We start from the raw sequence: 23896 nt of genomic DNA, 5'->3' as shown, positions 1-23896 counted from the left end.
GTCAGTCCGGTCCGGGCAAGGATCCGATCAGATGCGGTACGCCCCCGGAAGGCAAGCACCGAACCAGGTGAACTCACCCACCCTGACAGCAGTGTCGTGCCCGAGTGCGTCTCGCCGCCACAGCAGGCTCACCCACGACCCGACTACGCCTCCGCGTCCGGCCGCCAGCCAATCGGCTCCGGCATCGGCCATCAGCCAATCGGCTCCGGCATCGGCCGGACGTCGTACGCGAGGCTGATGGTGTCCCCGGCCGACGGATCGGCCAGCTCGACGCGCCAGCCGTCGGCGAACTGGTCGACGCCGGCTGCCATCGGGATGGTGCCGGAGATCAGGACCGTGCCGGGGGTCAGGTCACCGCGGGAGCGCAGGACGTCCACCCAGTAGGCGGGGGCGAGGAGTTCGGCGAGCGTGCCGGTCTGGATCTCGGTCTCGGTGCCGGCGTGGCTGACCCAGGCGCGCAAGGTGAGTTCGTCGATGCGGGACTCCACGTCGGCCAGGCGCCAGGCACGGCGGGCGAGGACGTCGGGTCCTGCGTTCTTGCTCCACGCCACCCCGTGCACCTCAAGGTCGCGGTCGGTGTGATCGCAGGCGGCAGTGAGGAGGAGTTCACCGTCCTCCGCGACGACGAGCGCCCACTCCGCCTCGCCGGAAGTGCGGCCGTGCTGGACGGCGACGCGCTCGGTCTGCTGGGCGAGGTACGGGGAGACGGGGTAGAGCGCCGGCGTCACGGACGGGCCCGGCACGCCCAGCTCGGCGAGTTCCTTGACGTGCGCGGCGACGTCGTCCTGGCTGCGTCCGGCGTACCCGGCGTTGAGGACCTGGACGACATCGACCTCGCGCGTCGATCCGTCGGGCAGTTCGAAGGTCAGCACGGCCATGAGGGTCCTCCCAAGGAAATACGGGTCCGCGGATCGTGATTTCTCCGCGGTTAACTTCCGGCGCAGGGCTTGCGCATACGACCTGTATACAAGAAGTATGCCGGAAGGTCGATGTCCCCGAGCAAGGATGGGCCCCATGCACGACACCCCGAAGAGCGACGCCGGAGTCGCGGAGAAGCGCTCCGGCGTCCGCCGCGCCTTCGTCGCGAGCCTGACCGGCACGGCCCTGGAGTGGTACGACTTCGCCGTCTACTCCGCCGCGGCCGCCCTGGTCTTCGGTGATCTGTTCTTCCCCTCGGAGGACCCGCTCACCGGCACGCTCCTGGCGTTCTCCACCTACGCGGTCGGCTACCTCTCCCGTCCCCTCGGCGGCTTCGTCTTCGGCCGCCTCGGCGATGTGATCGGCCGCAAGAAGGTGCTGATCGCCACGCTCGTCCTGATCGGCGTGGCCACGTTCCTGATCGGTCTGCTGCCCGCCTACGGCACGATCGGCGTCGCCGCTCCGATCGCCCTGGTCGTGCTGCGCTTCGCCCAGGGTGTCGGCGTGGGCGGCGAGTGGGGCGGCGCGGTCCTGCTGTCCAGCGAGTTCGGCGACTCCCGCCGCCGGGGCTTCTACGCCTCCGCCGCACAGGTCGGCCCGCCCGCGGGCAACCTGCTCGCCAACGGTGTGCTCGCCGCCCTCGGCGCCCTGCTGACCGAGGCGCAGTTCGAGTCGTGGGGCTGGCGGGTGGCGTTCCTGCTGTCCGGCGTGCTGGTCGGCTTCGGCCTGTGGATCCGGGCCAAGTTGGAGGAGACCCCGGTCTTCAAGGCGATGGCGGCCGAGCAGTCCCGCCCCGAGGCCCCCGTCCGCGAGGTCTTCACCACCCAGCCCCGCGCCCTGACCGCCGCGATCCTGTGCCGGGTCGGCCCCGACGTCCTCTACGCGATGTTCACTGTCTTCGTGCTGACGTACGCCACCCAGGAACTCGACATGTCGCGCGGCTCCGCCCTCGCGGCCGTCCTCATCGGCTCCTCGGTCCAGGTCTTCCTGATGCCCCTGGCCGGCGCGCTCTCCGACCGCGTCAACCGCCGCCTGCTGTACGGCATTTCGGCGGTGGCGGCCGCGGTGTGGCCGTTCGTGTTCTTCCCGATGGCCGCCGGCGGCTCCTGGCTGCCGCTCGCCGCCGGGGTCCTGGTCGCCCTCGTGATCCACTGCTGCCTGTACGGACCGCAGGCCGCCTTCATCGCCGAACAGTTCTCGCCCCGGCTGCGCTACACCGGTTCCTCGCTGGCGTACACCCTGGCCGGGATCATCGGCGGCGCCATCGCCCCGCTGCTGTTCACCACCCTGCTGAGCGCGTACGACAGCTGGGTACCGCTGGCCCTCTACATCGCCCTCGCCTCCGCGATCTCGCTGGTCGGCGTCCTCCTGGGCCGCAACCCCGAGGCCGCCGTCGACGAGGACGAGCGGCTCGCCGCGCCGAAGACCCCGGCCGCGGCGGACCTCCCCCTGCCACGCTGACAACGCCCCCGGACAAGGAGAGACCACCCCATGCGGATCGCCCTCAGCCAGCTCACCACCGGCCCCGACCCCGAGAAGAACCTGCGTCTCGTCGAGGAGTGGACGCGCCGCGCCGCGGACGCCGGAGCCCGTGTCGTCGTCTTCCCGGAGGCGTCGATGGCCTGCTTCGGCACACCTCTGACCCCGCTCGCCGAGCCTCTCGACGGCCCGTGGGCCGACGGGGTCCGCGAGATCGCCCGCGCGACCGGCACGGTCGTCGTGGCCGGCATGTTCACCCCGGCCGACGAGGGGCGGGTGACCAACACCCTGCTGGCCACCGGAGACGACATCGAGGAGTCGTACGACAAGATCCACCTCTACGATGCCTTCGGCTTCCGCGAGTCCGAGACTGTCGCCCCGGGCTCCCGCCCCGCCGTGATCGACGTGGACGGTGTCCGCCTGGGACTGGCCACCTGCTACGACGTCCGCTTCCCCGAGCTGTTCCGCGCGCACGCCGACGCCGGAGCCGTGGGCACACTGCTTGCGGCCTCGTGGGGCGCAGGACCCGGCAAGCTCGACCAGTGGGAGCTGCTGGTGCGCGCCCGCGCGCTGGACGCCACCGTCTGGGTCGCCGCCGTCGGCCAGGCCGATCCCGGCACGCCTCCGGGCCCCGCGCCGACCGGCATCGGGCACAGCCTGGTGGTCGGCCCCGACGGGACCGTACGAGCTTCTCTCGGCGCCGAGCCTGAACTGCTGGTGGCGGACCTGGACGTCGACGAGGTCGGCGCGGTCCGCGAGAAGACGTCCGTACTGGCGAACCGGCGGCCGGAGGTGTGGGGATGAGCGGGCCCGAGCTGGAGTTCTTTCGGCCCGACGGGCCCTGGCGCGCCCCGGCGGGTGCCGGACCCGGCGTCGAGGAGTGCGTGCTGGCCGAGGACCCCGACAGCGGTCGGCGCACCGCACTCGTCCGGTGGGCGCCGGGCACGGACTCCTCGGCGGCGGGCGTGGCCCTGCACGACGTATGGGAGGAGGTGTATCTCGTCGAGGGGGCGATGCACGACCTGACGCTGGACCGCACCTTCACGGCGGGCATGTACGCGTGCCGTCCGCCGGGCATGCCGCACGGACCGTGGATCTCGCCGGACGGGGTGACGATGCTGGTGATCACCTATCCCTGAACCGAGTGATCAACTGCCCTTGATACACAGGGAGTTCAGCCGTCGAGGAGCACCTTGAGGGTCGATTCCAGGTGGTGGTCGATGGCCGCGCACGCGGCCCGCGCGTCACCGGCAGCGAGAGCCTCCACGATGGCCTCGTGCTCGTCGAGCACCGCCTTCTGCCGGCCCTGCTGGTTGAAGACGGCGACCACCCCGGCGCGGACCTGGCGGCTGCGAAGGCCGTCGTAGTGCCGGTCCAGGAGGGTGTTGCCGACGGCCGACACCAGGGACGCGTGGAAGCGGTGGTCGACGGCGATGAACTCGTGGGTCTCCTCGGCTCCGGTCAGCTCGCGCTGCCGTTCCAGCAGGGCGCGGAGTTCCTCCAGTGGCACGCGCTCGGCCGCGACGAGCCGCTCGGCGGCGTACCGCTCGACCACGCCCCGAAGCTCCATCAGCTCCCGCACCTCACGCCCCGTCAGGGGTGCGACCCGGGCTCCGCGCTTGGGCACGAGTTCGACCAGGTCCTCGGCGGCGAGCAGCAGCAGCGCCTCCCGGATGGGGGTGCGGGAGACACCGATACGATCGGCGAGCTCCTGCTCCGAGAGGAAAGCCCCCTGCATCTCGGGGTCCGTCAACACCGTGTCCTTGAGATACGCGTAGGCCTTCTCCCGACCGGACGCCACGGCAACCCCCAGACATCGCATACAGTTTGTATACCGACGCTACCACGCGCGTTCCCGCACGACAGCGTCTCAGGCGGCAGGCACCTCGACGGGACGCAGCACCATCAGGGACTCCTCCTGGCGAGCCACCATCGCGAAGGGGAACCGGTCGACCTCAAGGCAGAGCTCGACATCGTCCGGGTGACTTCCGCTCCGCAGCCCGGCGCCTAGTTCCGCCGCGGCACGAGAGGTCCTCGCGCGGTGCACGTAGGGGGTCGCCTCCACGTCGTTCTCGGCCGTGCGTCGGCCGATGTACTCGGCACAGGCCAGGTCCTCGTCGGCGTGGCCCTCCTCGCCGGTGACGACGAAGGTCACCGGGCCCGAGTCCTTCGCCCGCAGGAATCGCGCGGTCGGGCCGGCGACCACGAAGCTCGCGCACAGGACCAGGGGCGCGTCCGCGACGGCCAGCGCGCCCACGGTTCCCGCTGTCGTCTTCTGCACCAGCGTGCGGCCGGTGAAGTCGCGTGATCTGAGCAGGCCGGGTGAGTTGACCGCGTCGAAGCCCGGTGCCGGAGGTCCGTCCTTCAGGGCGAGCCAGCCCGAGTGGCTCTCCTTCAAGGCGAGTGCCGCACTCTGCGTAGGTGCCAGGACGATCCTCTCGGCGCCACGCGAGAAGGCCCAGGCGGCCACGGTGAAGGCGCGCATGACGTCGATGACGACCGCGACACGGGGAACGGCGGTCAGCTCCGGGATGCCGACGAAGTGATGGTCCATCGCGCCATTCTCACGCCCTTGGATCATGCGGCGCACGCGGTTTCCGGTGGTCGGCATACCGCGGCCCCGGGGCGATCGAAGCACCCGGGGCCACGTCTGCGCGTTGTGGGAATGAAGGGCGGTCGCCTACGCGGCGATGTGCTCTGCGGGGCTTCAGCCGGACGATCGTCCCCGCAGGCAATAGGTGAGGCCCGGGGACACTGTCCCCTCCATTCCCACGTTCCTTCCAACCGCGACGCCCCGCCGTTCATTCCCCGGCGCGGGGACCTCAACGGCCGTGCGGCGCGAGGGTCTCGCCGAAGCGGGCGTCGGGGTTGGGAGCGTGCAGGGTGCCGCCGTTGAAGGACCATGAGCGGTCGAGGGAGAGCCCCTTGGTGGTGGCGGGGAAGACCCATGCGCCGCCGTTGTTCCCGTCCTCTCCGGGAACGCCGACCACCAGGCTCGCCCTCTTGTCGCGGTCGTCGTCGATGAGCCGCAGCGCGGCGCCGAACTGGTCGCCCTTCTCCGGGACGCTGGGGACCGAGCGCGGGCTCTGGCTCAGCAGGCGGGCACCCTTCGTGGTCAGCCCGGTCGGAGAGCCACGCAGCAACCAGACGGTGCCCGCGTCGACGGCACTACCCATGTCGTTGCCCGGCGCTCCGATGGCCACCTCGTCGTAGCCGTCCCCGTCGACGTCCCGCACGGCGAGAGCTCCGCCGAAACGGTCGCCCGGCCTGTTCACGCCCGGGACGCCCGGGGAGTTCTGCGTCCAGAACTGGCGGTTGTAGCCGCCCGTCGCGCTGCCCGGACCGTTCGGTCCGCCGAAGTGGACGAAGACCACACCGGCGGTGTTCAGATTCCCCAGGGAGTCGCGCTCGTCGGGCGCGCCGACGACGACGTCGGCGTAGCCGTCCTTGTTGACGTCGCCCGAGGCACCCACCTGTCCTCCGCCGGACAGCTCGTAGTGGCCGGCCCAGCCGCCCCGCCCGCCGGACACGTACACGGCTCTGCCGTACACACCCGCCGTGTCGTAGGTTCCGCTGCCGAGGATCACCAGGTCGTCGGCCCGGTCCTTGTTGTAGTCGCCCATGGTCAGGGCGGTGGGCTCGAAGCCCGCGGGTACGAACATCGACAGCGGGCTCTGGTCGGTCTCCATCACCCGGCCGCGCGGGGTGACTTCGAAGCCGAAGGACCAGAGGTAGTCCTTCGACAGGATCGCCACCGACGAGTCGTCGACCTTGAACCAGCCGGCCGCCAGGCCCGACCCGAAGCGGCTGCCGGCCACCGGGGTGATCTCCTTCAGCCACTTGCTGCCGGCGGCCCGCAGGCCGGTGGCGGAGCCGAACAGCACGGTGGCCGAGCCCGCGTCGACGGCCGCGCCGATGTCCTTGCCGGGGGTGCCGACGATCAGGTCGTCGAAGCCGTCGCGGTCCACGTCCGCGGTGGCGGTGGCCTGTCCGAAACGGTCACCGCTCTCGGCGAGGCCCTCGACACCGGGGGTGCTCATGCTGAACGTCGCCTTGCGGTGGGTCGACAGCCCGCTCGCCGAGCCGTAGAGGACGGCTACGTAACCGGCGTTCTTCTTGCCGCTGACGGTGCCGCCGGGAGCCGAGACCACGAGGTCGCGGTAGCCGTCGTTGTCGAAGTCGTCGTGGGTGATCGGCGCGGGGGCAGCGGCGGCGGGTGACGCCGGAGCGGTGATCGCCCCCGCGACGGCCAGCAGGACCGTCACGGCGAACGCGCCCGGCGCCCGGTTCGTACGGCGTCTGGAGAGGATGCGGTTGCTGCGCACTGCGGGACTCCCGGGTTGTGGCCTGCCCGGGCACGGAAGGGGTGGGACCGGCGCCGGGGGCCCGTTTCCCGCCGTCGCGTGTTGGACCAGTGAACTAGCGGAAGGGTTGCGCCAGTTGGGGCCGCGCCTCGCTCGTGGTCAGGGGCCGGTGAACGCCGATTCGAGGATGTCGGCGAGGAGAGCCGCGCAGGAACCGTCGGGGTCGAGATCGGGGTCGTAGATGGTGAGGTTGAAGCCGACGCACCGCTCCGACCGCACCAAGGTCCGTAGCAGCGGGGCGAGTTCGTCGGGCAGGAGTCCGTCGGGGTCGGGGCTGTCGACGGCGGGCATGACGGACGGGTCGAGGACGTCCGCGTCGAGGTGCACCCAGAACCCTTCGGTCACGGGCACTTCGAGGGTCTGGACGACCGCGCGCGCCAACTCCTCGGCGCCCCACTCCCGGAGCTCCCCGACCGTCGCGTTCATGATCTTCAACTCGGAGAGCTCGGCGCGCTCGTCGTCGTAGTCCCGGATTCCGAAGACCCGTACGTCCTCGTCCTTCAGATACGGCTGGAGTCCTTCGAGGTCCGTCAGGTCGCTCTGGCCGCGGCCGGTCGCGAGGGCCAACTCCTCGCCGCCCGCGGCGCCGACGCGGTCGGAGTTGCCGGGGTGGCGGAAGTCGGCGGAACCGTCGATGACCGCGAGTCCGTACCGGCCGATGCGGCGCAGGGCGAGCGAGGCGCCGAGCTGGATGGAGCAGTCCCCGCCCAGGACGACCGGGAAGTCCCCCGCCCTGACGTGGTGTTCGATGCGATCGGCGAGCTTGCGGGTGTACGTGGCGATCGCCTCGGCGTTGAACACGCCGTCGCCCTCGCTCCAGTCACCGCGGTCGTAGCGGGGCGGCACGACCACTCCGCCCTCGTACGCGCCCAGCCGCTGCAGCAATCGCTGCTCGCGCAAGGCGCCCGCGAGCTTGTAGCAGCCCGGGACGCTGCCTTCGGTGGGTGGGCGCAGGCCGAGGTTGGACGGGGCGTCGATGACGACGAGGCGTGGCATCCCGTCATTCTGGCCGCGCGGGGGCGCGCGGACCACAGCGTTTCGCTCCCGGCGAGATCCGGGACCGCCCGACCGCTCAGGTCGGGGCCCATCCGACCACCTATGTCAGAGCCGCTCTGCCGCTCACGTCAGGCCCGCTCGACCGCTCACGTCAGGCCCGCCGCGATGGCCCGGCGGACCGCGTCGGCTCGGTCCCGGATGTCGGCCTTGGCGAACAGGTTGTTGATGTGGGTCTTGACCGTAGCCTCGCTGATGAAGAGCTTCTCGGCGATGGCGCGGTTCGGCAGGCCCTGGCCGATGCAGGCGAGGACTTCGCGCTCGCGGGGTGTGAGGTCCTTGGGCAGGGACTGTTCGGGGGCCGGCGGGCGGGTGCGGACGGTGGCCAGGAGGCGGTCCTGGACCTCGCGGTCGAGTACGGACTGGCCCGCGGCGGCGGCCCTGATCGCGCGGATGATGTCCTGGCGGCCCGCGTTCTTCGTCAGATAGCCGCGGGCGCCGGCGCCGAGGGCGGCCAGGATCGAGTCGTCGTCGGCGAACGTCGTCAGCACCACGACCGCGATCTGCGGATACTCCTCGCTCAGTCGGCGGGTCGTCTCGATGCCGTCCAGCACGGGCATCCGCAGATCCATCAGCACGACATCCACCGGCGTGCCGGCCACGGCGGTGAGCACCTCGGTGCCGTCGGCCGCGGCCGCGACGACCTCGATGTCCTCGGACATGCCAAGGACAGCGGCCAGGGGTTCGCGGACGGCGGCCTGGTCGTCGGCGACGATCACCCTCAGCCGCTCGGGGTTGTTGGTCGGTTCGCTCATCCCGGGATCACTGCCTCCACCTGCCAACCGCCCTGTTCCGGTCCTTCGACGACCGGACCCGCGGTGATCGTGCCGCCCAGCAGGGCGACGCGTTCCCGCATGCCGATCAGTCCCATTCCGCTGCCCACGCCCGCGGCTGCCTCGCGGGTCGCGGGCCCGTTGTGGATCACCAGTGTGCTCGACGCCGCGGCGAACGTCAGCTCCACCCCCACGGTCGCGCCCGGAGCGTGCCGGGCCGCGTTGGTCAGCGCCTCCTGGGCGATCCGCAGCAGGTTCTGGGTGACCTGCGCGGGCAGCTCGCGGACGGTCCCGGTGACAGTGAGGACGTCACGGTGGCCGGAGGACTCGATCATCGCGGTCAGGCTCTCCAGCAGCGGCAGGGAGTCCTCGCGCAGCGCGTGCACGGTCCACTGGGCCTGCTTCAGGCTCTCCCGGACCATGCTGTGCGCCTTGCCGTTGGCCTCGCGGACCTTCTCCAGGTCGCCGGTGTCGATCAGGGCGTCGGCCAGCTCCAGTTGCATGTTGATGCCGGCCAGCGAGTGCGCCAGTACGTCGTGGACGTCCCGGGCGATGCGGCTGCGCTCGGTGAGGACGGCGGTGCGGGCCTCGGCGCGGGCTGCTCGCTCGGCGGACTCGGCGGACTCGATCATGGCCTCCACGGCTCGTTGCCTGCTGCGGCTGAGAATCCCGGCCACCACCGGCAGACCGGTGCTGGCACCGAGCGTCCAGGCCTGTGACTGATGTCCCGGGCCGAGCTCGAAGTACAGGACGGCGGCGCACAGCAGACTGGACAGGGCGGCCAGCGAGAGCGCCTGCGCGAGGGGCAGGCGGTAGCCGATGTGACCGACGAGGAAGTACGCGAACAGGTAGCTGGAGCCGCTGCTGCTCACTCCGACCAGGGCGGCGGCGGCAACCACGCCGACGGTCAGCCAGACGAGGGCGACACGCGGCGGGAACCTGGCCTCGGGCAGATGCCGGGCCGACAGGGCGACGCAGTTGACCGCGAGCAGGACGGCGACGGCCAGTCCGCGGCCGGTGAAGCCGACCGGCCGCACGGTCGCGATCGAGATGACGACGACCGCCAGGGTGATGGCGGCGTGCAGGCGCGGGTCCTGACGGGGCACGGCCCGCGGGCCGGACTCCCTGTCGGGAGCCGGCCCGGAGGCGAGGGCACTCTCGGGTGCGGACACGGCGCGACCATAACCCACGGTCAGGCGGTGTGGTCGAGGACCGCCGCGGGGCGCCGGCCCGAGGGAACCTCGCGCTCTACCATGCGGCTCCGGACGAAGATCGTGGCCAGGCGGGTGACCACCTCGGTGAGCGCCATCAGGACGAACGCGGCGACCCATGCCTGCTCGGTGGTGATGTGGTGGGTGAGGCTGAACCGGGCGATGTTGTCGGCGCCGCCGTGGTCGCTCCACACCTGGAATCCCATGCGGGCGCCCATGCCCAGCACCCACAGAATCGCCGAGACCACGCTCGCCTTGATGAACAGGTGTCCGCCGGTCGTGCGGATCCGGGTGTAGATGCCGCCCGCGATGCCGAGCACCGCGCCGACGGCGACCAAGGTGCCGATCAGTTCGAGGTCGTTGCCGCCGGTGGGCACGGTGTGCAGGTACTGGGAGGCCACGAAGGCCACGATCCCCAGGGGGATCAGGTACGTCCTGAGGTCCAGTCGGCCTTCCCGCAGCTGCCGGAAGACGACGAGGAGGAGGGCGATGTCGGTGATCCAGTCGGTCGTTGTCATGCCCTCAAGCGTGCTGTCGCCGGCCCTCTCGCACCTGGACCCATGGGTGGAAGTACGGGTGGAGACGGAGATCCACCGCCAGGTCTCCTGAGAGCGGTGTGCCGGCGGTGAATTCCTGATGCGAGTAACTCGGGAATAACACGTAAGTTACCGATAGGTTTCTCGTGACTTGTTTACCAAATATCAGTAGAACCAGTTTCCTTTGTGTGAGAGGAAAGGGATCTACATGGACTCCAGATCAGGCGACCACCTGCAAGGAAGAGGTATTTCCAGGCGTCGCCTCATTGGTGGAACAGGTTCTATTTTTGGCGCTGCGGCGCTGGGCGCATTTGACCTTCCCAGCGCCTCCGCAGCCGCTCAGACGTCGGCTGTGATCGAGCCCGGCGCGCAGGTGGCCGCCCTGGTGATCGGCTCCGGATACGGCGGTTCGGTCACCGCGCTGCGGCTCGCTCAGGCCGGCGTGGACGTGCACATCGTGGAGATGGGCATGGCCTGGGACACCCCGGGGACGGACGGCAAGATCTTCGCCAACACCACCTCCCCCGACTACCGGTCCTACTGGCTCCGCACCCGGACCAAGCAGCCGATCAGCAACTTCCTCGGCTTCCCGCTCGACAAGGACGTCCCGAAGTACACCGGCATCCTCGACGCCGAGGAAATGGGCGGCATCATCGTGTACCAGGGCCGCGGCGTCGGCGGCGGCTCCCTCGTCAACGGCGGGATGGCGGTGACACCCGAGAGGAGCCGCTTCCCGGGCGTGCTTCCGTCGGTCGATGCCGACGAGATGTACGACGTGTACTACCCGCGCGCGAACAGCAATCTCGGCGTCAACACGATCGACCCGGCCTGGTTCGAGACGGCGGAGGCCTACCAGTTCGCCCGGGTGGGCCGTAAGCACGCCCAACGGTCCGGTTTCCGCTTCACGTTCGTCCCGAACGTCTACGACTGGGACTACATGAAGCAGGAGGCGGCGGGCACGGTGCCCAAGTCTGCCCTGGCGGCCGAGATCCTGTACGGCAACAACTACGGCAAGAAGTCCCTGCAGAAGACCTACCTCGCGCAGGCCCGCGCGACCGGCCGGGTCACCGTCTCACCGCTGCACCGGGTCACCACGGTGACTCCCACCACCGGCGGCTACACCGTGACCATCGAGCAGCTCGACACGACCGGAGGCGTCACCACCACCAAGACCGTCACGGCGCAACGGGTGTTCTTCGCCGCGGGCAGCGTCGGCACCAGCAAACTGCTGGTCCGTCTCAAGGCGACGGGCGCGCTGCCCGCTCTCAACAGCGAGATCGGCGCCGGCTGGGGCGAGAACGGCAACGTCATGTGCGGGCGGGCCAACCACCTGTGGGACCCGACCGGAGCGCTCCAGTCGTCCATCCCGACGGCGGGCATCGACAACTGGGTGGCGGGCGGCGCGTTCGCCGAGGTGGCACCGCTGCCGACCGGCATCGAGACCTGGGCCTCGTTCTACCTGTCGATCACCAACAATCCCAACCGCGGCCGGTTCACCTGGAACGCGGCGACGGGGAAGGTGGACCTGGACTGGCAGACCGCGTGGAAGCAGCCGTCGATCACCATGGCGAAGTCGATCTTCGACAAGATCAACGCCACCGAGGGCACCATCTACCGCACCGACCTCTTCGGCGTGTACAAGATCTGGGGCGACCACCTCACGTACCACCCGCTCGGTGGAGCCGTCCTCAACAAGGCCACCGACAACTACGGCCGGCTGCGCGGCTATTCGGGCCTGTACGTGGTGGACGGCGCGCTGATTCCCGGCAACGTCAGCGTCAATCCCTTCGTCACCATCACCGCGCTCGCGGAACGCAACATCGAGAAGGTCATCGCCGAGGACCTCTGACCGGACAGTGAATCTCCGACCGGACAACTGTGGGCCGCGGCCAACGCCCCGGCCCGCAGCCCGAGTTGTCGTGTCAGGAACTCTAGGACGACGGCAGGACACACACGCTGTCGAGCCCCAGCACATGGTTGAGACGGCCGAACGCCAGCCATGAGCCGATGCTCATGCTCAGCTCCACGATCTCCGCCTGACTGTAGTGCGCCTTCATCCGGTCCCAGAACTCGTCGTCCAGGTTCAGATGGTCGACCGCGTAGCGCTCCGCGTACTCGGCCGCGAGCCGGGTCCGGTCGTCGAAGGCGTCCGTCGTACGCCACTCCGCCACCGCGTCCAGGAACCCTGCGTCGACCTTCTCCTCGCCCTCGCGTTCGGTCCGCCAATCCAGGCAGAACAGACAGCCGTTGATCTGCGCGATCCGCAGCCGGGCGGCCTCGAACTCCCGCAGTCCGAGGGTCGAGTACTCATAGACGGACATGGAGAACACGCTGGCCGCGTGACCGATCTTGGGCACCATGTCGCCCCAGACGTGCGGGATGGGCTCGGCGCCCTCAGGGATGTCGATCCGCATGATCACTTCTTTCCCAGTCTGCCCACCGCGGGGCGCAGCGGGACGTCGAGTGCGTCGAAAAGACCCGGCTCGGCCTCGACGAGCCAGTCGATGGCGTTCACCAGCCGGCCGGCCGCCGTCGCGTTGCCGCCCGCGGCCCTGTTCTCTCCCTCGTCCGTGGCCTCGACGGTGACCTCTATGCGGGGCCGCCCCTCGACGATCACGCGGTGCGCGCCCGCCCCGCCGTCCGGCGGTACCGGCCAGTCCGGCGCGCAGGAGGCGTGGATACGGGTGACGTGCTCGACGACGATGCGGGGCTCGCCCCCGACCATGCCCAGCACCTCGACACGTATCGCTCCCTGGGTGCCGGCCGCGAACTCCCCCATCGTGTCGGTGACTACGGTCGATTCGAGGGGCCGTCGCTCCAACGTCTCCTCGATGCCGTCCAGTTCGACGCCCAGCGCGCGGGCCATCATCCGGAGCTGGCCGCCCCAGATCATGGTCGGAATGGTCTCGACGAGCATCAACGGCTGGTAGTCCAGTGGATGTCCCATGCCGATCAGGTCGCGGACGGACTCCTCCTGGTCGTACGTCGAGTAGTCGAAGATCTCCTGGCAGCGGACGGCGTCGATCTCGGAGCCGAGCCCACTGACCAGCAGCGGGAGCACGTCGTTGGCCCAGCCGGGGTCGACGCCCGACACGAACAGCGAGCCGCCCCCGGCCGTTGCCGCCTCGACCAGCACGTCACGGATCTCGTCCGGTGCGTTCGTGCAGTCGTACATGCCGTACAGCGACGGTGTGACGACCACCGCGCCGGCGCGGAGTGCGCGGGCGATGTCCTCGATCGCGCCGTCGAGGCGGACGTCGCCGGAGGCCGCGTACACGAGGGCGCGGGGACGCGAGGCGAGGACCGCCTCCACGTCGTCCGTGGCCGTCACGTCGAGGCGCCGATCGAGTCCGCTGAGCTCGCCCGCGTCCTTGCCGACCTTGGCGGGGTTCGACACCAGCACGGCCACAAGGCTGAGCATCGGGTGCGCCGCGACGGCTCTGATGGCCGCACGCCCGACATTGCCTGTGCCCCAAACCACCGTGGGAATCATGGCCGGAGGGTAACGATGCACCCCAAAACTTCCCATAGCCGTGCACGAGGAATCGGGGCCAAGTGCCCGCGGGATCAACGAGATTCGGGGGCGTGGCCGGTGGTGGGGAGGACGAGGCGGAAGGTGCAGCCCTGGTCCGGGGCGGTGTCGAGTTCGAGTCGGCCGCCGTGGCCCTCCGCGATGGCCGCGGCGATGGCCAGGCCGAGGCCGCTGCCGCCGTGGGCGCGTGAGCGGGCGGGATCGACCCGGTAGAAGCGTTCGAAGACGTGCTCGGCGTCGACGGGTTCGAGGCCAGGTCCCTCGTCCGCCACCTCGATGACCGCGACCGGGAACCCCTCGGGCAGGGGCGGCGAGACCGAGGTGCGGCCGGGACGGTCCACGCCGCCGGTGCCGGGAGCCGCTTTCTTCGTGCCGACCCGGACGTGAACGCGGGTGCCCTGCGGGGTGTGGATGCCGGCGTTGGAGAGCAGGTTCTCCAGGATCTGGCGCAGGCGGTGCGGGTCGCCCACGGTCTCGGCGACGTCGAGTTCCTGGGCTCCGGTCGGATCGGCGCAGGTGTGCAGCGGGCCGAGGTCGACGGGGTGCGACGCGCTGTGCACGGCCGCCGTGCTGACGGCGTCCGCCGCGAGGGACAGCAGGTCGACCGGCTCACGTCGGTAGGAGGGCTCCTTGTCCAGGGTGGCGAGGAGTTGGAGGTCGTCGACGAGCAGGCTCATCCGTTCCGCGTTGCGGGCGATGACCCGGTTGGCCTCGTCCCGCTCGTGCTCCGGGCGCGGCTCGGGGCGCAGGGCGAGTTCGGCGTAGCCCTGGATGGCGGTGAGCGGGGTGCGCAGTTCGTGGCCGGCGTCGGCGACGAAGCGACGCAGGCGCTCCTCCGAGGCCTCTCGGGCCAGCAGTGCCTTCTGCAGCCGGTCGAGCATGGAGTTGAGGACGCGGCCCAGGCGTCCGATCTCGGTGCGCGGGTCGGTGTCGGGCAACCGGAGTTCGAGCCGGCCCGCGGTGATGTCCTGTGCGGTGCGTTCCATTCTGATCAGCGGCAGCAGTCCCAGCCTCACCACCCAGCGGCCCAGGGCGCACAGTGCGACGACCGTGACGGCGAGCAGGACGACGTTCAGCCAGAGGATCTTCGACGTGGCGTCGTCGAACGTGTCGAGCGGCAGGGCGACCACCGAACTCATGCCGTCCGGGCCGGGGTTGAGGAGTATCCGCCAACGGCCGTCGCCGCTCACTGCGGACCTGCTCTCGGGATGCCCGTCCCGCAGTCCGAGGTCGCGTGCGTCATCGGGCAGTCGGGGCCCCGGTTTGACCCCGGAACCGAGGGATTCGTCGACAAGGTGGCCGGAGGAGTCGTAGAAGTACAACTGGAAGTCGGAGGGCAGCAGCCCGAGGCGGTCCCCGGGATGCCGGAGGGCGCCCTCGCGCGCGTCCTGGAAGGCGAGAATCGGTGGATGGAACCCGCGGAGTTGGTCGTCGACGCGGTCCAGCAGCCAGGACCTGAGCACCACGAAGCCGATGACCTGGGAGGCCAGGACCGCGGTGGTGGCGAGCAGCGTGACGCCGACGACGAGGCGCCGGCGCAGGGACCCGGGCGGCGGGGGCCGGAACCGGGTCACTGCTCCTGCGTCCCGCCGGAGTCGCGGGGCAGCCGCAGGCAGTAGCCGACGCCGCGGACGGTGTGGATCAGCGGCGGGTCGAAGCGGTCGATCTTCCTGCGCAGGTATCGGACATAGGTCTCGATGATCCGGGCGTCACCCGCGAAGTCGTAGCTCCAGACGTGGTCGAGGATCTGCATCTTGCTCATCACCTGGCCGGCGTTGGCCAAGAGGTAGGCCAGGAGCTTGAACTCGGTAGGAGACAGCGGGATGTACTGGTCCGCGCGGTGCACCTCGTGGGCGCCTTCGTCGAGTTCCAGGTCGGCGTAGCGCAGGACGCTCTGCGGTGCGTACGGTTCGGCGGCCGGTGCCGTGCGGCGCAGGATGGCCTCGATGCGCAGCAGCACCTCCTCGATACTGAACGGCTTGGCCACGTAGTCGTCCCCGCCGGCGGTCAGCCCGCTGATGCGGTCGTCGACGCAGGTGCGGGCGGTCAGGAACAGGACCGGACAGTCGTTCCCCGCCGCCCGCAGCCTGCGGGTCACCTCGAAGCCGTCCAGATCGGGCAGCATCACGTCGAGCAGGACGAGATGCGGCTCCAGGCGTTCGATCTCCTGGAGGGCCGAGCGCCCGGTGTCGGCGCCGCGCACCTCGTATCCGGTCAGCCGGAGGGTCGCCTCCAGCAGGGTGCGGATGCTGGGCTCGTCCTCGACCACGAGAAGCCGGTGTCGCGGCCGCTCCGCTGGGGGCTGCTCGGTCATTGCGTGTGCTGGTCCGTTCTGCCGTCCTACGGCCGTGGGGGCGGCCTCGGTTGGTTACTCGGGGGCGCAGTCGTAGAGCTCGCCACTTCCGCCGAAGCCGGCCGCGCCACCGCTGTCCTGTTGGTCGTCCTGCGCCGCGGTGCCGCCGTACGCCGACGCCGCGACCTTGGTGCAGTTGTCGGCGATCCAGTCGGAGCGCTGCTGGGCGGCGCCGCCGGACTGGCCCCGGAAACCGCCGCCACCCGTGCCGGATCCCAGGACGAAGCGTAGTTCGCCGCTCTTGGTCCACTTCTCCAGCTGGGTCACCGAGGGCGCATTGTCGCCGCCCATGAAGCCGCCCATGCCGATGACGGTCTCGTCGGTGTCCAGGATGAACGAGGCGGCGGCATTGGCTCCGCCCTCGACGGCGAGCTTGATCCGGGCGTCGGGCGACTGCTTGACGGCGTACTGGAGGATCTTGCGCTGGTCGGCGGTGAGTTCCGCGCCTCCCATGCCACCGGGGCCACCGCGCCCGCTCGGGGCGCCTCCGCTACCGCCGGGAGCGGTACCCGATGCGCCGCCCGGGAACGACGGGAGACCACTGCCGCCGGCACCCGCGCCGCCGGGCATGCCCGCTCCCCCGGTCGGCATGCCCGAGGGCATACCGGAGGGCAGCCCCGACGGGAGGTCGTCCGGGGCACCGCTCCGCCCGGGCATACCCCCGCCGAAGCCCAGGGTCAGCGGGCCGGCGGTCGGGTTGGTGCCGCCCATGCCGGTGGAGCCGGGGACGGTCGCGGCCCAGGCGCCCGGGGCCAGCAGGATCGACAGGACCGCCGCGCCCACGGCCGCCACCACCAGCCGGGCCCGGCGCCGGGAGAGGAACAGGAGGGTGACGGCGGCGCAGCCGACCAGCAGCACGGGCCACAACAGCCAGCCGTTCCAGTCGGGTTGGCGGCGGATGAGCGCGGCCGCCCAGACCACGCTCACCGCGACCGCGGCCACGCCGGCCAGGGGTGCCCAGCGCAGTCGTGCGCGGTGGACGCGGACCAGGGCGGCCAGCAGCCCGCCGCACAACGCGGCGATCGCCGGGGCCAGTTGAGTGGTGTAGTACGGGTGGAAGATGCCCTTCTGGGTCGAGAACACGGCCGCGCAGACCACCAGCCAGGTCCCCCACAGCAGCCAGCCGGAAGCCGGCAGCACGCCGGAGTCCGACAGCCTCCCGCGCCGACGCAGTACCGCGCAGGCGACCGCTACCGCGAGAGCCAGCGCGCAGACCGGCAGCAGCCAGCTGATCTGGCCGCCCACCTGGTCGTTGAACAGCCGTCCGAGACCGGCCTCGCCGCCGAATCCGCCGCCCGCCCCGCCCATCGCCTGGGACGTTCCGTCACTGGAGCCGAAGACCCGGCCCAGCCCGTTGTAGCCGATCACGAGATCCCAGGCCGAACCGTCCTCGCTGCCGCCGATGTACGGCCGGTCCCCCGGCCACAGGGCCACCATGGCGACCCACCATAGAGAGGACGCCGCCAGGATGGCCCCCGCGCCCAACAACCGCCCGACTCGCGGTATCCAGGCGCCGCTTCCTCCCACGAGCCAGGCGACGGCGAACGCGGGAACGACCATCCAGGCGGCGAGCATTTTGGTGAGGAACCCGCACCCGATCAGAAAGCCGCTCGCACACAACCACCAGGTCGCGGCCCGGCCCTCGGCCTGCAACGCACGGGTGAGCGCGTACGCGGCCGACACCAGCAGAAGCACCAGCAGCGTGTCGGGGTTGTTGTCCCGGTTGATGGCCACGGTGATCGGCGTCAGGGTGAGCACCAGCGCGGCGAGCAGCGCCGCGCCTTCCCCCGCCCAACGGCGCACCGTGCGGTGCAGCACCAGCACCCCGGCCACGCCTTCGAGCAGTTGGGGCAGGATCAGCGCCCAGCCGTGCATCCCGAAGATCTTGCTGCTGATCACCTGCGGCCACAGCGCGGCCGGCGGCTTGTCGACCGTGACGACGCCCGCGGGGTCGAACGAGCCGAAGAGGAAGTTGGTCCAGTTCCGCCCCATCGACTTCACGGCCGCCGAGTAGTAACTGTTGCTCCAGCCGAGGGAGTTCAGGGCCCAGCCGTACAGCACCGCCGCGAGGACGAGGACGGCGCCGAGGGCGGCTGGTGCGGCCCACGCGGGCAGCGCGCGGACGGACGTATCCGTGTTGCTGCCGTCGTCCGCCGACGTCGCGGCGGGGACGGGCATGATGTGCGCGGAGTTGGTCATCTCGGGATTCGCTCTCATCGACGGGTACGGCTGCGCGGGCCGGCGAAGACGGCCAGGCGCAGCACAGCGAAACGGACACAGGTCACGGCGACGGACGCGGTGGCGAGGACCGCGGTCTCGGCGGCCGTCGAGGCACCGGGGTCGAGGTGCTTGAACCACAGCACCGCGCCCGAGGTGACCAGGTAGCCCAGGACGAACAGGCCTCCGGCGCCGAGGTGGACGCGGGCGGGCGGGGCTGCCGAGTGGCGGAAGGTGAGCCGTCGGTTGGCCTCGGTGTTCAGGACCGTGAGGACGAGCAGCGAGAGCAGGTTGGCGACGGCGGGGGTCCACCAGCCGCGCAACAGCCAGTACAGCAGCGCCTGTCCGAGCGTCGAGACGACGCCGATGGCGACGAAGCAGCCGATCTCCCACGACAGCGCGCCGCGTCGGCCGGCGGGGGCGAGGACGGCGTTGGGGTGTTCGGCGGCCGGTGCGGGGCGGGGCCGCAGCGCGACCCGGGCTTCGCCGGAGGCCTTGAGCCGCGCCATGCGCCACAGGCCGCGCAGGTCGTCGGTGGCGGTGCTGACCACGTCGACCCGGGTGTCGATGTCCTCGACCCAGTCGACCGGGACCTCGTGGATCCGCAGTCCGTTGTGCTCGGCGAGCAGGAGCAGTTCGGTGTCGAAGAACCACGCGTCGTCGCGGGTCACCTCCAGCAGCGGCCGGAGCATCTCGGTGCGGGCTGCCTTGAATCCGCACTGGGCGTCGGTGAACCGGACGCCGTGGGTGAGCCGGATGACGCCGTTGTAGCAGCGGGAGACGAACTCGCGACGCGGTCCGCGCACCGTGCGCGCGCCGGCCGCCAGCCGGGAGCCGATCGCAAGGTCCGAATGGCCGCTGGCCAGCGGGGCGATCAGCGGGAGCAGTCCGTCCAGGCCGGTGGACAGGTCGACGTCCATGTACGCCACGATGTCGGCGTCGCTGGCGCCCCAGACTGTGCGCAGAGCCAGGCCGCGGCCCTTGCGGTCCAGGTGGACGACACCGACGCCGGGCAGTTCGTCCGCGAGGCGACGGGCGGTGGCGAGGGTGGCGTCGGTGCTCGCGTTGTCGGCGACCGTGATCCGCCAGGGGAAGGGGAAGTCCCGGGACAGGTGCGCGTGCAGGGTGCGCAGGCAGCCGGGCAGGGCGCGTTCCTCGTTGTAGACGGGCACGACGATGTCCACCGTCGCGGTTGCGGTGTGCGGGAGCGAAGCACGCTCGGCGGGCTGGAACCGGGCCGGACGCTCTGTGCGCACGTCGGATGCGGTGAGGTGGGGGGTGGGGGTCATGGCTTCCTCAGGCATGAGGGGACGGCAGACTGCGGCTCGGGGCCCTGGTCCAGGGCCGCGGCCTCACTGTCGTCGTCCCGCCTGTGGGGGCCGGGGGAGAATACCGAGAACTGACGGGGAGTCAGATCAATGGCCTGAAGTGTTCCCGCGCTTCACTCACTGCGCACGTTTCACCGGGATTTCCATGTCCATCAGCGGTGCGTACTGCTGACCGGCATAGCAGTCGCTGTCGTGCAGGTCGCCCTGGACGGTCGGACGCGGGAGGGAGACCTTCACCGCGAGGGCGAGGGGGTGGTTGATCACGCTGATGTCGTCGGGGTCGGCTTCGAAGAGCGTGGCGAAAAGGTTCTCGTCGAGGAAGCCGGTGGCGACGAGGGCGTCGTACGAATCCTGGTCGTGGCACATGAAGTCGAAGGTCAGGGTGAAGGGGCCGGCGTTCTTGGAGCGGATCAGGGAGCAGTAGTCGAGCAGGGTGGTCATGGGGTCACAGCTCCTCGGTGGTGGTGCGGAACAGTTCGGTGGGGGTGACGCCGGTGGCGACGTGGTTGAGGGTGAAACGGTAGAGGGGGCCGCGGTCCGTTTCGGGCGGGGAGTAGGGGTAGGCGAGGGTGGAGACCAGGCCGTCGTACTCCGGGATCGGCAGGTGGCTGCTGGCGTGGGCGACGAACGTGGCGATGGCGTGGGCGGTTTCCTGGTCGGGGGCGGTGACGGTGATCAGGACGCCGAGTTCGCGGGGCGACAGCGGGTCGGGTTCGCGGCCTGCCAGCACCGCACCCGCGCCGTAGAGGCGGTAGTCGATGTCGATGTCGGCGGGGTCGACGGCTCCCTCGAAGACGTCGAGGATCTTGGCGTCGAAGTACTGCTTGGCCATCGGCAGGAGTTTGGGCAGGGCGTCGATGACGACGCGGTCGCGCACCCCGCCGATGATGACGGTCTGGTGGCCGACGAGTTCGGCGCCTTCGAGCTTGTTGGTGTAGCCGTCGGCCGGCAGGTAGCGGGCGCCTCGGACGCGCACGGTCCGGTCGTCGACCGCTTCGTAGGTGGCGTCGGTGGTGTCCAACTCGCCGGAGGGTTCGGCGACGCGGAACGGGTCGGCGTTCTCGTACAAGGTGTGCGCGGCGACGGACCTGGGGGTCAGTCGGCTGCCGTCGGCGAGGGTGGTGACGTCGAAGTGGTCCGTGCGCAGGGTGACGAGCAGGCCGTTGGCGGACGGGGGCACGGCGCAGGCCGCGCCGCACTCGATGGTCTTGGCCATGTGCCAGGTCAGGCCCGGGTCGGCGCCCTTGAGGTGCGGGAGGGCCGCGAACAGGGCCGTGTCGCTGGCCCGCCCTGCGAGGATCACGTCGCAGCCGTCCCGGAGGGCTTCCTGGAGCGGTTCGACTCCCATCATCGCGACGGTGTGGCTGCGGGCGAAGAGCTCCCGGTCGATGGCGGGCGCATTCGCGAGGGGTCGGATGCGGCCGGCGTCGTAAAGGGTCTGGAGACGGTCCGCGGGCTGGTCCGAGTAGATCAGGCCGAGCTTGAAGTGCAGGTTTCCTTCGGCGGCCAGCGTGCGGGTGAGGTCCGCCATCCCGTCGACGCCGACGTCTCGGCCGGACGTTCCGCACGAACCGATGATCAGCGGTACGCCGAGTTCGTCACGGGCCTGGAGGAGCAGGCGCAGGTCGCGCGTGACGGCCTGGGCGGAGAGCTTGGGGGTGCCGGAGCCCAGGGCGGCGGGGCCGGAGTCGGTGGACCCGGCGTCGCAGGCGATCACGTCCGGGCGGGCGGCGACGCCACGCGCGAAGGCGTCGGCGTCGAACCCGGCGCCGAGCGCTCCGGTGGGGGCCAGGATGCGGAGTTCCATGAGGTCGGTGCCTTTCGGTGCTGCGTGTGAACGAGGCGGAACGGTCGGGGCGTTACGCCATGGGCCGGTCCGGGGTACGGCGGGCCAGGCGGGTGAAGACGAGGAAGGTGACGCCGGCGAAGAACGCGGCGTTCAGGAGCATGTAGCGCCAGCTCGTGAGGTCGATCGTCGTGCCGAGGACCGCCGGACCGAGCGCCATCCCGGACGCGGACGCGATCGTGTACAGGGCCGTGTAGGTACCGAGGACCCTCTGGGTGGGGGCGAGATTCCACAGCGCGACAAGCGCGTTGACCGCGAACGACGCGTACCCGAGGGAGGACAGCACCATCGACGCGATCGTGCCGGGGACGGTGGGGACGGCGAAGCCGACGAGGAGGCCGACGATGAACAGGCCCACGCCGTAGCGCATGGCACGCATCTGTCCGAGCCGGTCGGAGAGGTACGCGATCGGCAGGACGCAGACGAGGAACGCGACGGCGCCGGGCAGGGCCAGTCCACCGGCCTCTCCCCGGGTCAGGTCCAGGACCTGCGTTCCGTACGGAGTCATCAGGGAGCGCAGCGCCGACCACATGCCGGCGAAGCAGAAGATGCCGATCATCAGCTGGAGTGTCGGACTGGACGGTGAGCGTACGGCGTCCTTCACCACAGCCCACGGCGAGCCGAACTCCCCCGCCCGGTCCGTCTTTTCCTCGGGGAGCACTCGCTCGGTGTGGCGGCGGCCGAGGAACGTCCAGGACAGACCGAGCATGATCAGCATCAGCAGCGGCGGGATCGCGAACGCGAGACGCAGGGAGCGGTCGACGACGAGCAGGCTGATCAGGGAGGAGACGACGATGGTCAGGCTGACGCCGGCCTTGACGAACCCCTGGGCCCTGCCGCGCACGGACGGGGCGACGTAGTCGGAGACGAGGGTCTCGGTGACGCCCTTGAAGGCGTTGGCGACGGCGGCGAAACCGACCACGCACACCAGCAGCAGGGGGAGGTTGCCGGCCCAGGGTATGAGGGCGAACGGCACCGTGGCGACGGCGGCTCCGACGAGGATGATCGGCCAGCGGCCGGTGCGTCGGCGGGCCAGCCTGTCGGAGAGGAATCCGACGGAGGGCTGGGTGAAGATGCCCCAGGAGTGGTCCAGACCCATGATCAGGCCGATCACGCCGGCTGAGGTGAAGTGGTGCCGCAGTTGCTCGGGGACCTGGGCGTCGTAGAAGTTCCACACCGCTTCCTGGGCGAACACCGCGAGCGTCACCCAGAGCACGGCGCTGCGGTTCAGCTGCTCGCTCGCGTGTGAGGGGGGCGCGGTTGTCGTCGCGCCCGGAGCGGGCGGGGAATCGGGGATCATGGCGGCTCCAGTGCTACATGCTATAGCAAAAGGGTTGGGCAAAGGTGAGGCCTTGGGAAGGCGAAGGGGAAGCCCTGTCCGCCGCCTGGGGGGGCGGGCAGGGGACCCGGGCGGTGACTGTCAGCTGCCGGAGAGCTGGACGAGCGCGGCGCGGTGGTGGTGCGCGGCGAGTTCCTCGGCGCGGTCCTCGTCCCGTTCGAGGAGGGCGTCCAGGAGCCGGCGGTGTTCGTGGTAGCGGGCACGGAACGAGTCGGCGCGCTCGGGTGCGAGCTTCATCGTGAGATCGAGCCGTTCCTCGTAACTGAACGCCCGGGCCTGTTCCAGCAGCCCGGTCAGCACCGGGTTGCCCACGCACTCCTCCACCTGGCGATGGAAGAGACGCAGCTTGTGGAAGACGGTCGTGAGCCGCTCGGCGACATCACCCTCCAAGCCCTGCTCGGCGAGGGTCTTTTCGACGTCGGCGACGATCAGGTCGGTCTCCGCCAGCAGGGAGACCAGAGCGGTGAGCTGTTCGGCGGTGGCGTTGCGGGCCGCGAGCCGGGCCATGAGGGCGGACAGCCGCACCTCCGCCTCGACGATCTCCGAGCGGGCCGCCGAGGAGTGGTCGGCGATGCGCAGAGCACGCGGGCCGACCCGTTCGACGACCTTCTCGTGCACCAGCTGGCGCAGCGCCTCCCGCACCGGGGTGGGGCTGACGCCGAGCCGGGCCGCGAGATCACGTTCGGTGATCTTCTCGCCCGGCCGCAGCACGCCGTCGCGGATCGCGTCCCGCAGTCGCCGGTAGGCCTGGTCGGCCAGCGACATCGTCTCCACGGTGCCCAGGGCGTCGGTGCTCATGCCGACAAGAATGCCTCCTGCTATAGCAAACAGTCAATGGGCGGGACGGGGCGAGCCCGCACCCAGCCTCGTCCTCCGGCACCCCTCGACCACGAGATGCGGGGCGGCATGCAACCACCGTGCCTCTTCAGGGGTGTTACTGACAGGAA

22 protein-coding genes are annotated in these 23896 nt (G+C 70.5%); 4 read left to right on the top strand and 18 right to left on the bottom strand.

The annotated features are described in order from the left end of the window. Positions 1 to 191: 191 nt before the first annotated feature. Positions 192 to 878, bottom strand: coding sequence for a DUF2848 domain-containing protein (locus tag ACWDR3_RS11645; RefSeq protein WP_450352285.1), 687 nt, complete (start codon positions 876 to 878; stop codon positions 192 to 194). Between the two features lie 136 nt (positions 879 to 1014). Here ACWDR3_RS11645 and ACWDR3_RS11640 point away from each other — a divergent pair, with 136 nt between their 5' ends. The 3 genes from ACWDR3_RS11640 to ACWDR3_RS11630 are packed head-to-tail and all read left to right on the top strand — an operon-like array spanning position 1015 to position 3536. Further along, positions 1015 to 2379, top strand: coding sequence for an MFS transporter (locus ACWDR3_RS11640; RefSeq protein WP_450352284.1), 1365 nt, complete (start codon positions 1015 to 1017; stop codon positions 2377 to 2379). Positions 2380 to 2409: 30 nt separating this feature from the next. Next, positions 2410 to 3201 (top strand): carbon-nitrogen hydrolase family protein, encoded by a 792-nt coding sequence (locus ACWDR3_RS11635; protein ID WP_450352283.1) that lies wholly within the window; start codon positions 2410 to 2412, stop codon positions 3199 to 3201. Further along, the gene (locus tag ACWDR3_RS11630) at positions 3198 to 3536 is read left to right on the top strand and encodes a cupin domain-containing protein (protein WP_450352282.1); all 339 of its coding nucleotides are present in this window, start codon (positions 3198 to 3200) and stop codon (positions 3534 to 3536) included. Before ACWDR3_RS11635 ends, ACWDR3_RS11630 begins: the two co-directional genes overlap by 4 nt. 35 nt (positions 3537 to 3571) lie before the next feature. Here ACWDR3_RS11630 and ACWDR3_RS11625 read toward each other — a convergent pair whose 3' ends face one another. From ACWDR3_RS11625 to ACWDR3_RS11595, 7 genes are all read right to left on the bottom strand, one after another. Further along, positions 3572 to 4198, bottom strand: coding sequence for a GntR family transcriptional regulator (locus tag ACWDR3_RS11625; RefSeq protein WP_450352281.1), 627 nt, complete (start codon positions 4196 to 4198; stop codon positions 3572 to 3574). 69 nt (positions 4199 to 4267) lie between these two features. Further along, on the bottom strand, positions 4268 to 4951 hold the full coding sequence (locus ACWDR3_RS11620) for a 2-phosphosulfolactate phosphatase (RefSeq protein ID WP_450352280.1): 684 nt from the start codon (positions 4949 to 4951) through the stop codon (positions 4268 to 4270). A gap of 268 nt (positions 4952 to 5219) precedes the next feature. Beyond that, on the bottom strand, positions 5220 to 6722 hold the full coding sequence (locus ACWDR3_RS11615; protein ID WP_450352279.1) for a hypothetical protein: 1503 nt from the start codon (positions 6720 to 6722) through the stop codon (positions 5220 to 5222). A 138-nt stretch (positions 6723 to 6860) separates the two neighbouring features. Next, positions 6861 to 7757, bottom strand: coding sequence for an arginase family protein (locus ACWDR3_RS11610; RefSeq protein ID WP_450352278.1), 897 nt, complete (start codon positions 7755 to 7757; stop codon positions 6861 to 6863). 146 nt (positions 7758 to 7903) lie between these two features. Then, positions 7904 to 8569: a response regulator transcription factor gene (locus ACWDR3_RS11605; RefSeq protein ID WP_450352277.1), complete on the bottom strand. Its 666-nt coding sequence runs from the start codon at positions 8567 to 8569 to the stop codon at positions 7904 to 7906. Further along, entirely contained in the window at positions 8566 to 9759 is a 1194-nt protein-coding gene (locus ACWDR3_RS11600) for a sensor histidine kinase (protein ID WP_450352276.1), read from the bottom strand. The genes ACWDR3_RS11605 and ACWDR3_RS11600 overlap by 4 nt, the downstream gene beginning before the upstream one ends. A gap of 20 nt (positions 9760 to 9779) precedes the next feature. Then, positions 9780 to 10316 (bottom strand): hypothetical protein, encoded by a 537-nt coding sequence (locus ACWDR3_RS11595; RefSeq protein ID WP_450352275.1) that lies wholly within the window; start codon positions 10314 to 10316, stop codon positions 9780 to 9782. A 226-nt stretch (positions 10317 to 10542) separates the two neighbouring features. Between ACWDR3_RS11595 and ACWDR3_RS11590 the strand changes: the two genes are divergently transcribed. Beyond that, positions 10543 to 12183 carry a GMC oxidoreductase gene (locus ACWDR3_RS11590; RefSeq protein ID WP_450352274.1) on the top strand — a complete coding sequence of 547 codons (1641 nt, stop codon included), beginning with the start codon at positions 10543 to 10545 and terminating at the stop codon, positions 12181 to 12183. Positions 12184 to 12265: 82 nt separating this feature from the next. Here ACWDR3_RS11590 and ACWDR3_RS11585 read toward each other — a convergent pair whose 3' ends face one another. The 10 genes from ACWDR3_RS11585 to ACWDR3_RS11540 all read right to left on the bottom strand — a co-directional run bounded on the left by ACWDR3_RS11585 (position 12266) and on the right by ACWDR3_RS11540 (position 23747). Beyond that, complete coding sequence (locus ACWDR3_RS11585) at positions 12266 to 12748, bottom strand: carboxymuconolactone decarboxylase family protein (RefSeq protein ID WP_450352273.1); 483 nt, start codon at positions 12746 to 12748, stop codon at positions 12266 to 12268. Positions 12749 to 12750: 2 nt separating this feature from the next. Continuing rightward, positions 12751 to 13827, bottom strand: coding sequence for an NAD(P)H-dependent amine dehydrogenase family protein (locus ACWDR3_RS11580; protein ID WP_450352272.1), 1077 nt, complete (start codon positions 13825 to 13827; stop codon positions 12751 to 12753). 74 nt (positions 13828 to 13901) lie between these two features. Beyond that, positions 13902 to 15440: a sensor histidine kinase gene (locus tag ACWDR3_RS11575; RefSeq protein ID WP_450352271.1), complete on the bottom strand. Its 1539-nt coding sequence runs from the start codon at positions 15438 to 15440 to the stop codon at positions 13902 to 13904. After that, on the bottom strand, positions 15437 to 16180 hold the full coding sequence (locus tag ACWDR3_RS11570; protein WP_450352270.1) for a response regulator transcription factor: 744 nt from the start codon (positions 16178 to 16180) through the stop codon (positions 15437 to 15439). Before ACWDR3_RS11570 ends, ACWDR3_RS11575 begins: the two co-directional genes overlap by 4 nt. 54 nt (positions 16181 to 16234) lie before the next feature. Then, positions 16235 to 18418: an ArnT family glycosyltransferase gene (locus ACWDR3_RS11565; protein ID WP_450352269.1), complete on the bottom strand. Its 2184-nt coding sequence runs from the start codon at positions 18416 to 18418 to the stop codon at positions 16235 to 16237. 14 nt (positions 18419 to 18432) lie between these two features. Continuing rightward, the gene (locus tag ACWDR3_RS11560) at positions 18433 to 19725 is read right to left on the bottom strand and encodes a glycosyltransferase (RefSeq protein WP_450352268.1); all 1293 of its coding nucleotides are present in this window, start codon (positions 19723 to 19725) and stop codon (positions 18433 to 18435) included. 156 nt (positions 19726 to 19881) lie between these two features. Then, complete coding sequence (locus tag ACWDR3_RS11555) at positions 19882 to 20205, bottom strand: DUF4387 domain-containing protein (RefSeq protein WP_450352267.1); 324 nt, start codon at positions 20203 to 20205, stop codon at positions 19882 to 19884. A 4-nt stretch (positions 20206 to 20209) separates the two neighbouring features. Then, entirely contained in the window at positions 20210 to 21571 is a 1362-nt protein-coding gene (locus ACWDR3_RS11550) for an acyclic terpene utilization AtuA family protein (RefSeq protein ID WP_450352266.1), read from the bottom strand. 52 nt (positions 21572 to 21623) lie between these two features. Then, on the bottom strand, positions 21624 to 22910 hold the full coding sequence (locus ACWDR3_RS11545) for an MFS transporter (protein WP_450352265.1): 1287 nt from the start codon (positions 22908 to 22910) through the stop codon (positions 21624 to 21626). Between the two features lie 120 nt (positions 22911 to 23030). Continuing rightward, entirely contained in the window at positions 23031 to 23747 is a 717-nt protein-coding gene (locus ACWDR3_RS11540) for a GntR family transcriptional regulator (protein WP_450352264.1), read from the bottom strand. Positions 23748 to 23896: the final 149 nt, after the last annotated feature.

Source organism: Streptomyces sp. NPDC001002 (assembly GCF_053599215.1).
Note: the sequence above shows the minus strand (reverse complement) of the source record. Positions and strands in the feature narration are given on the sequence as shown.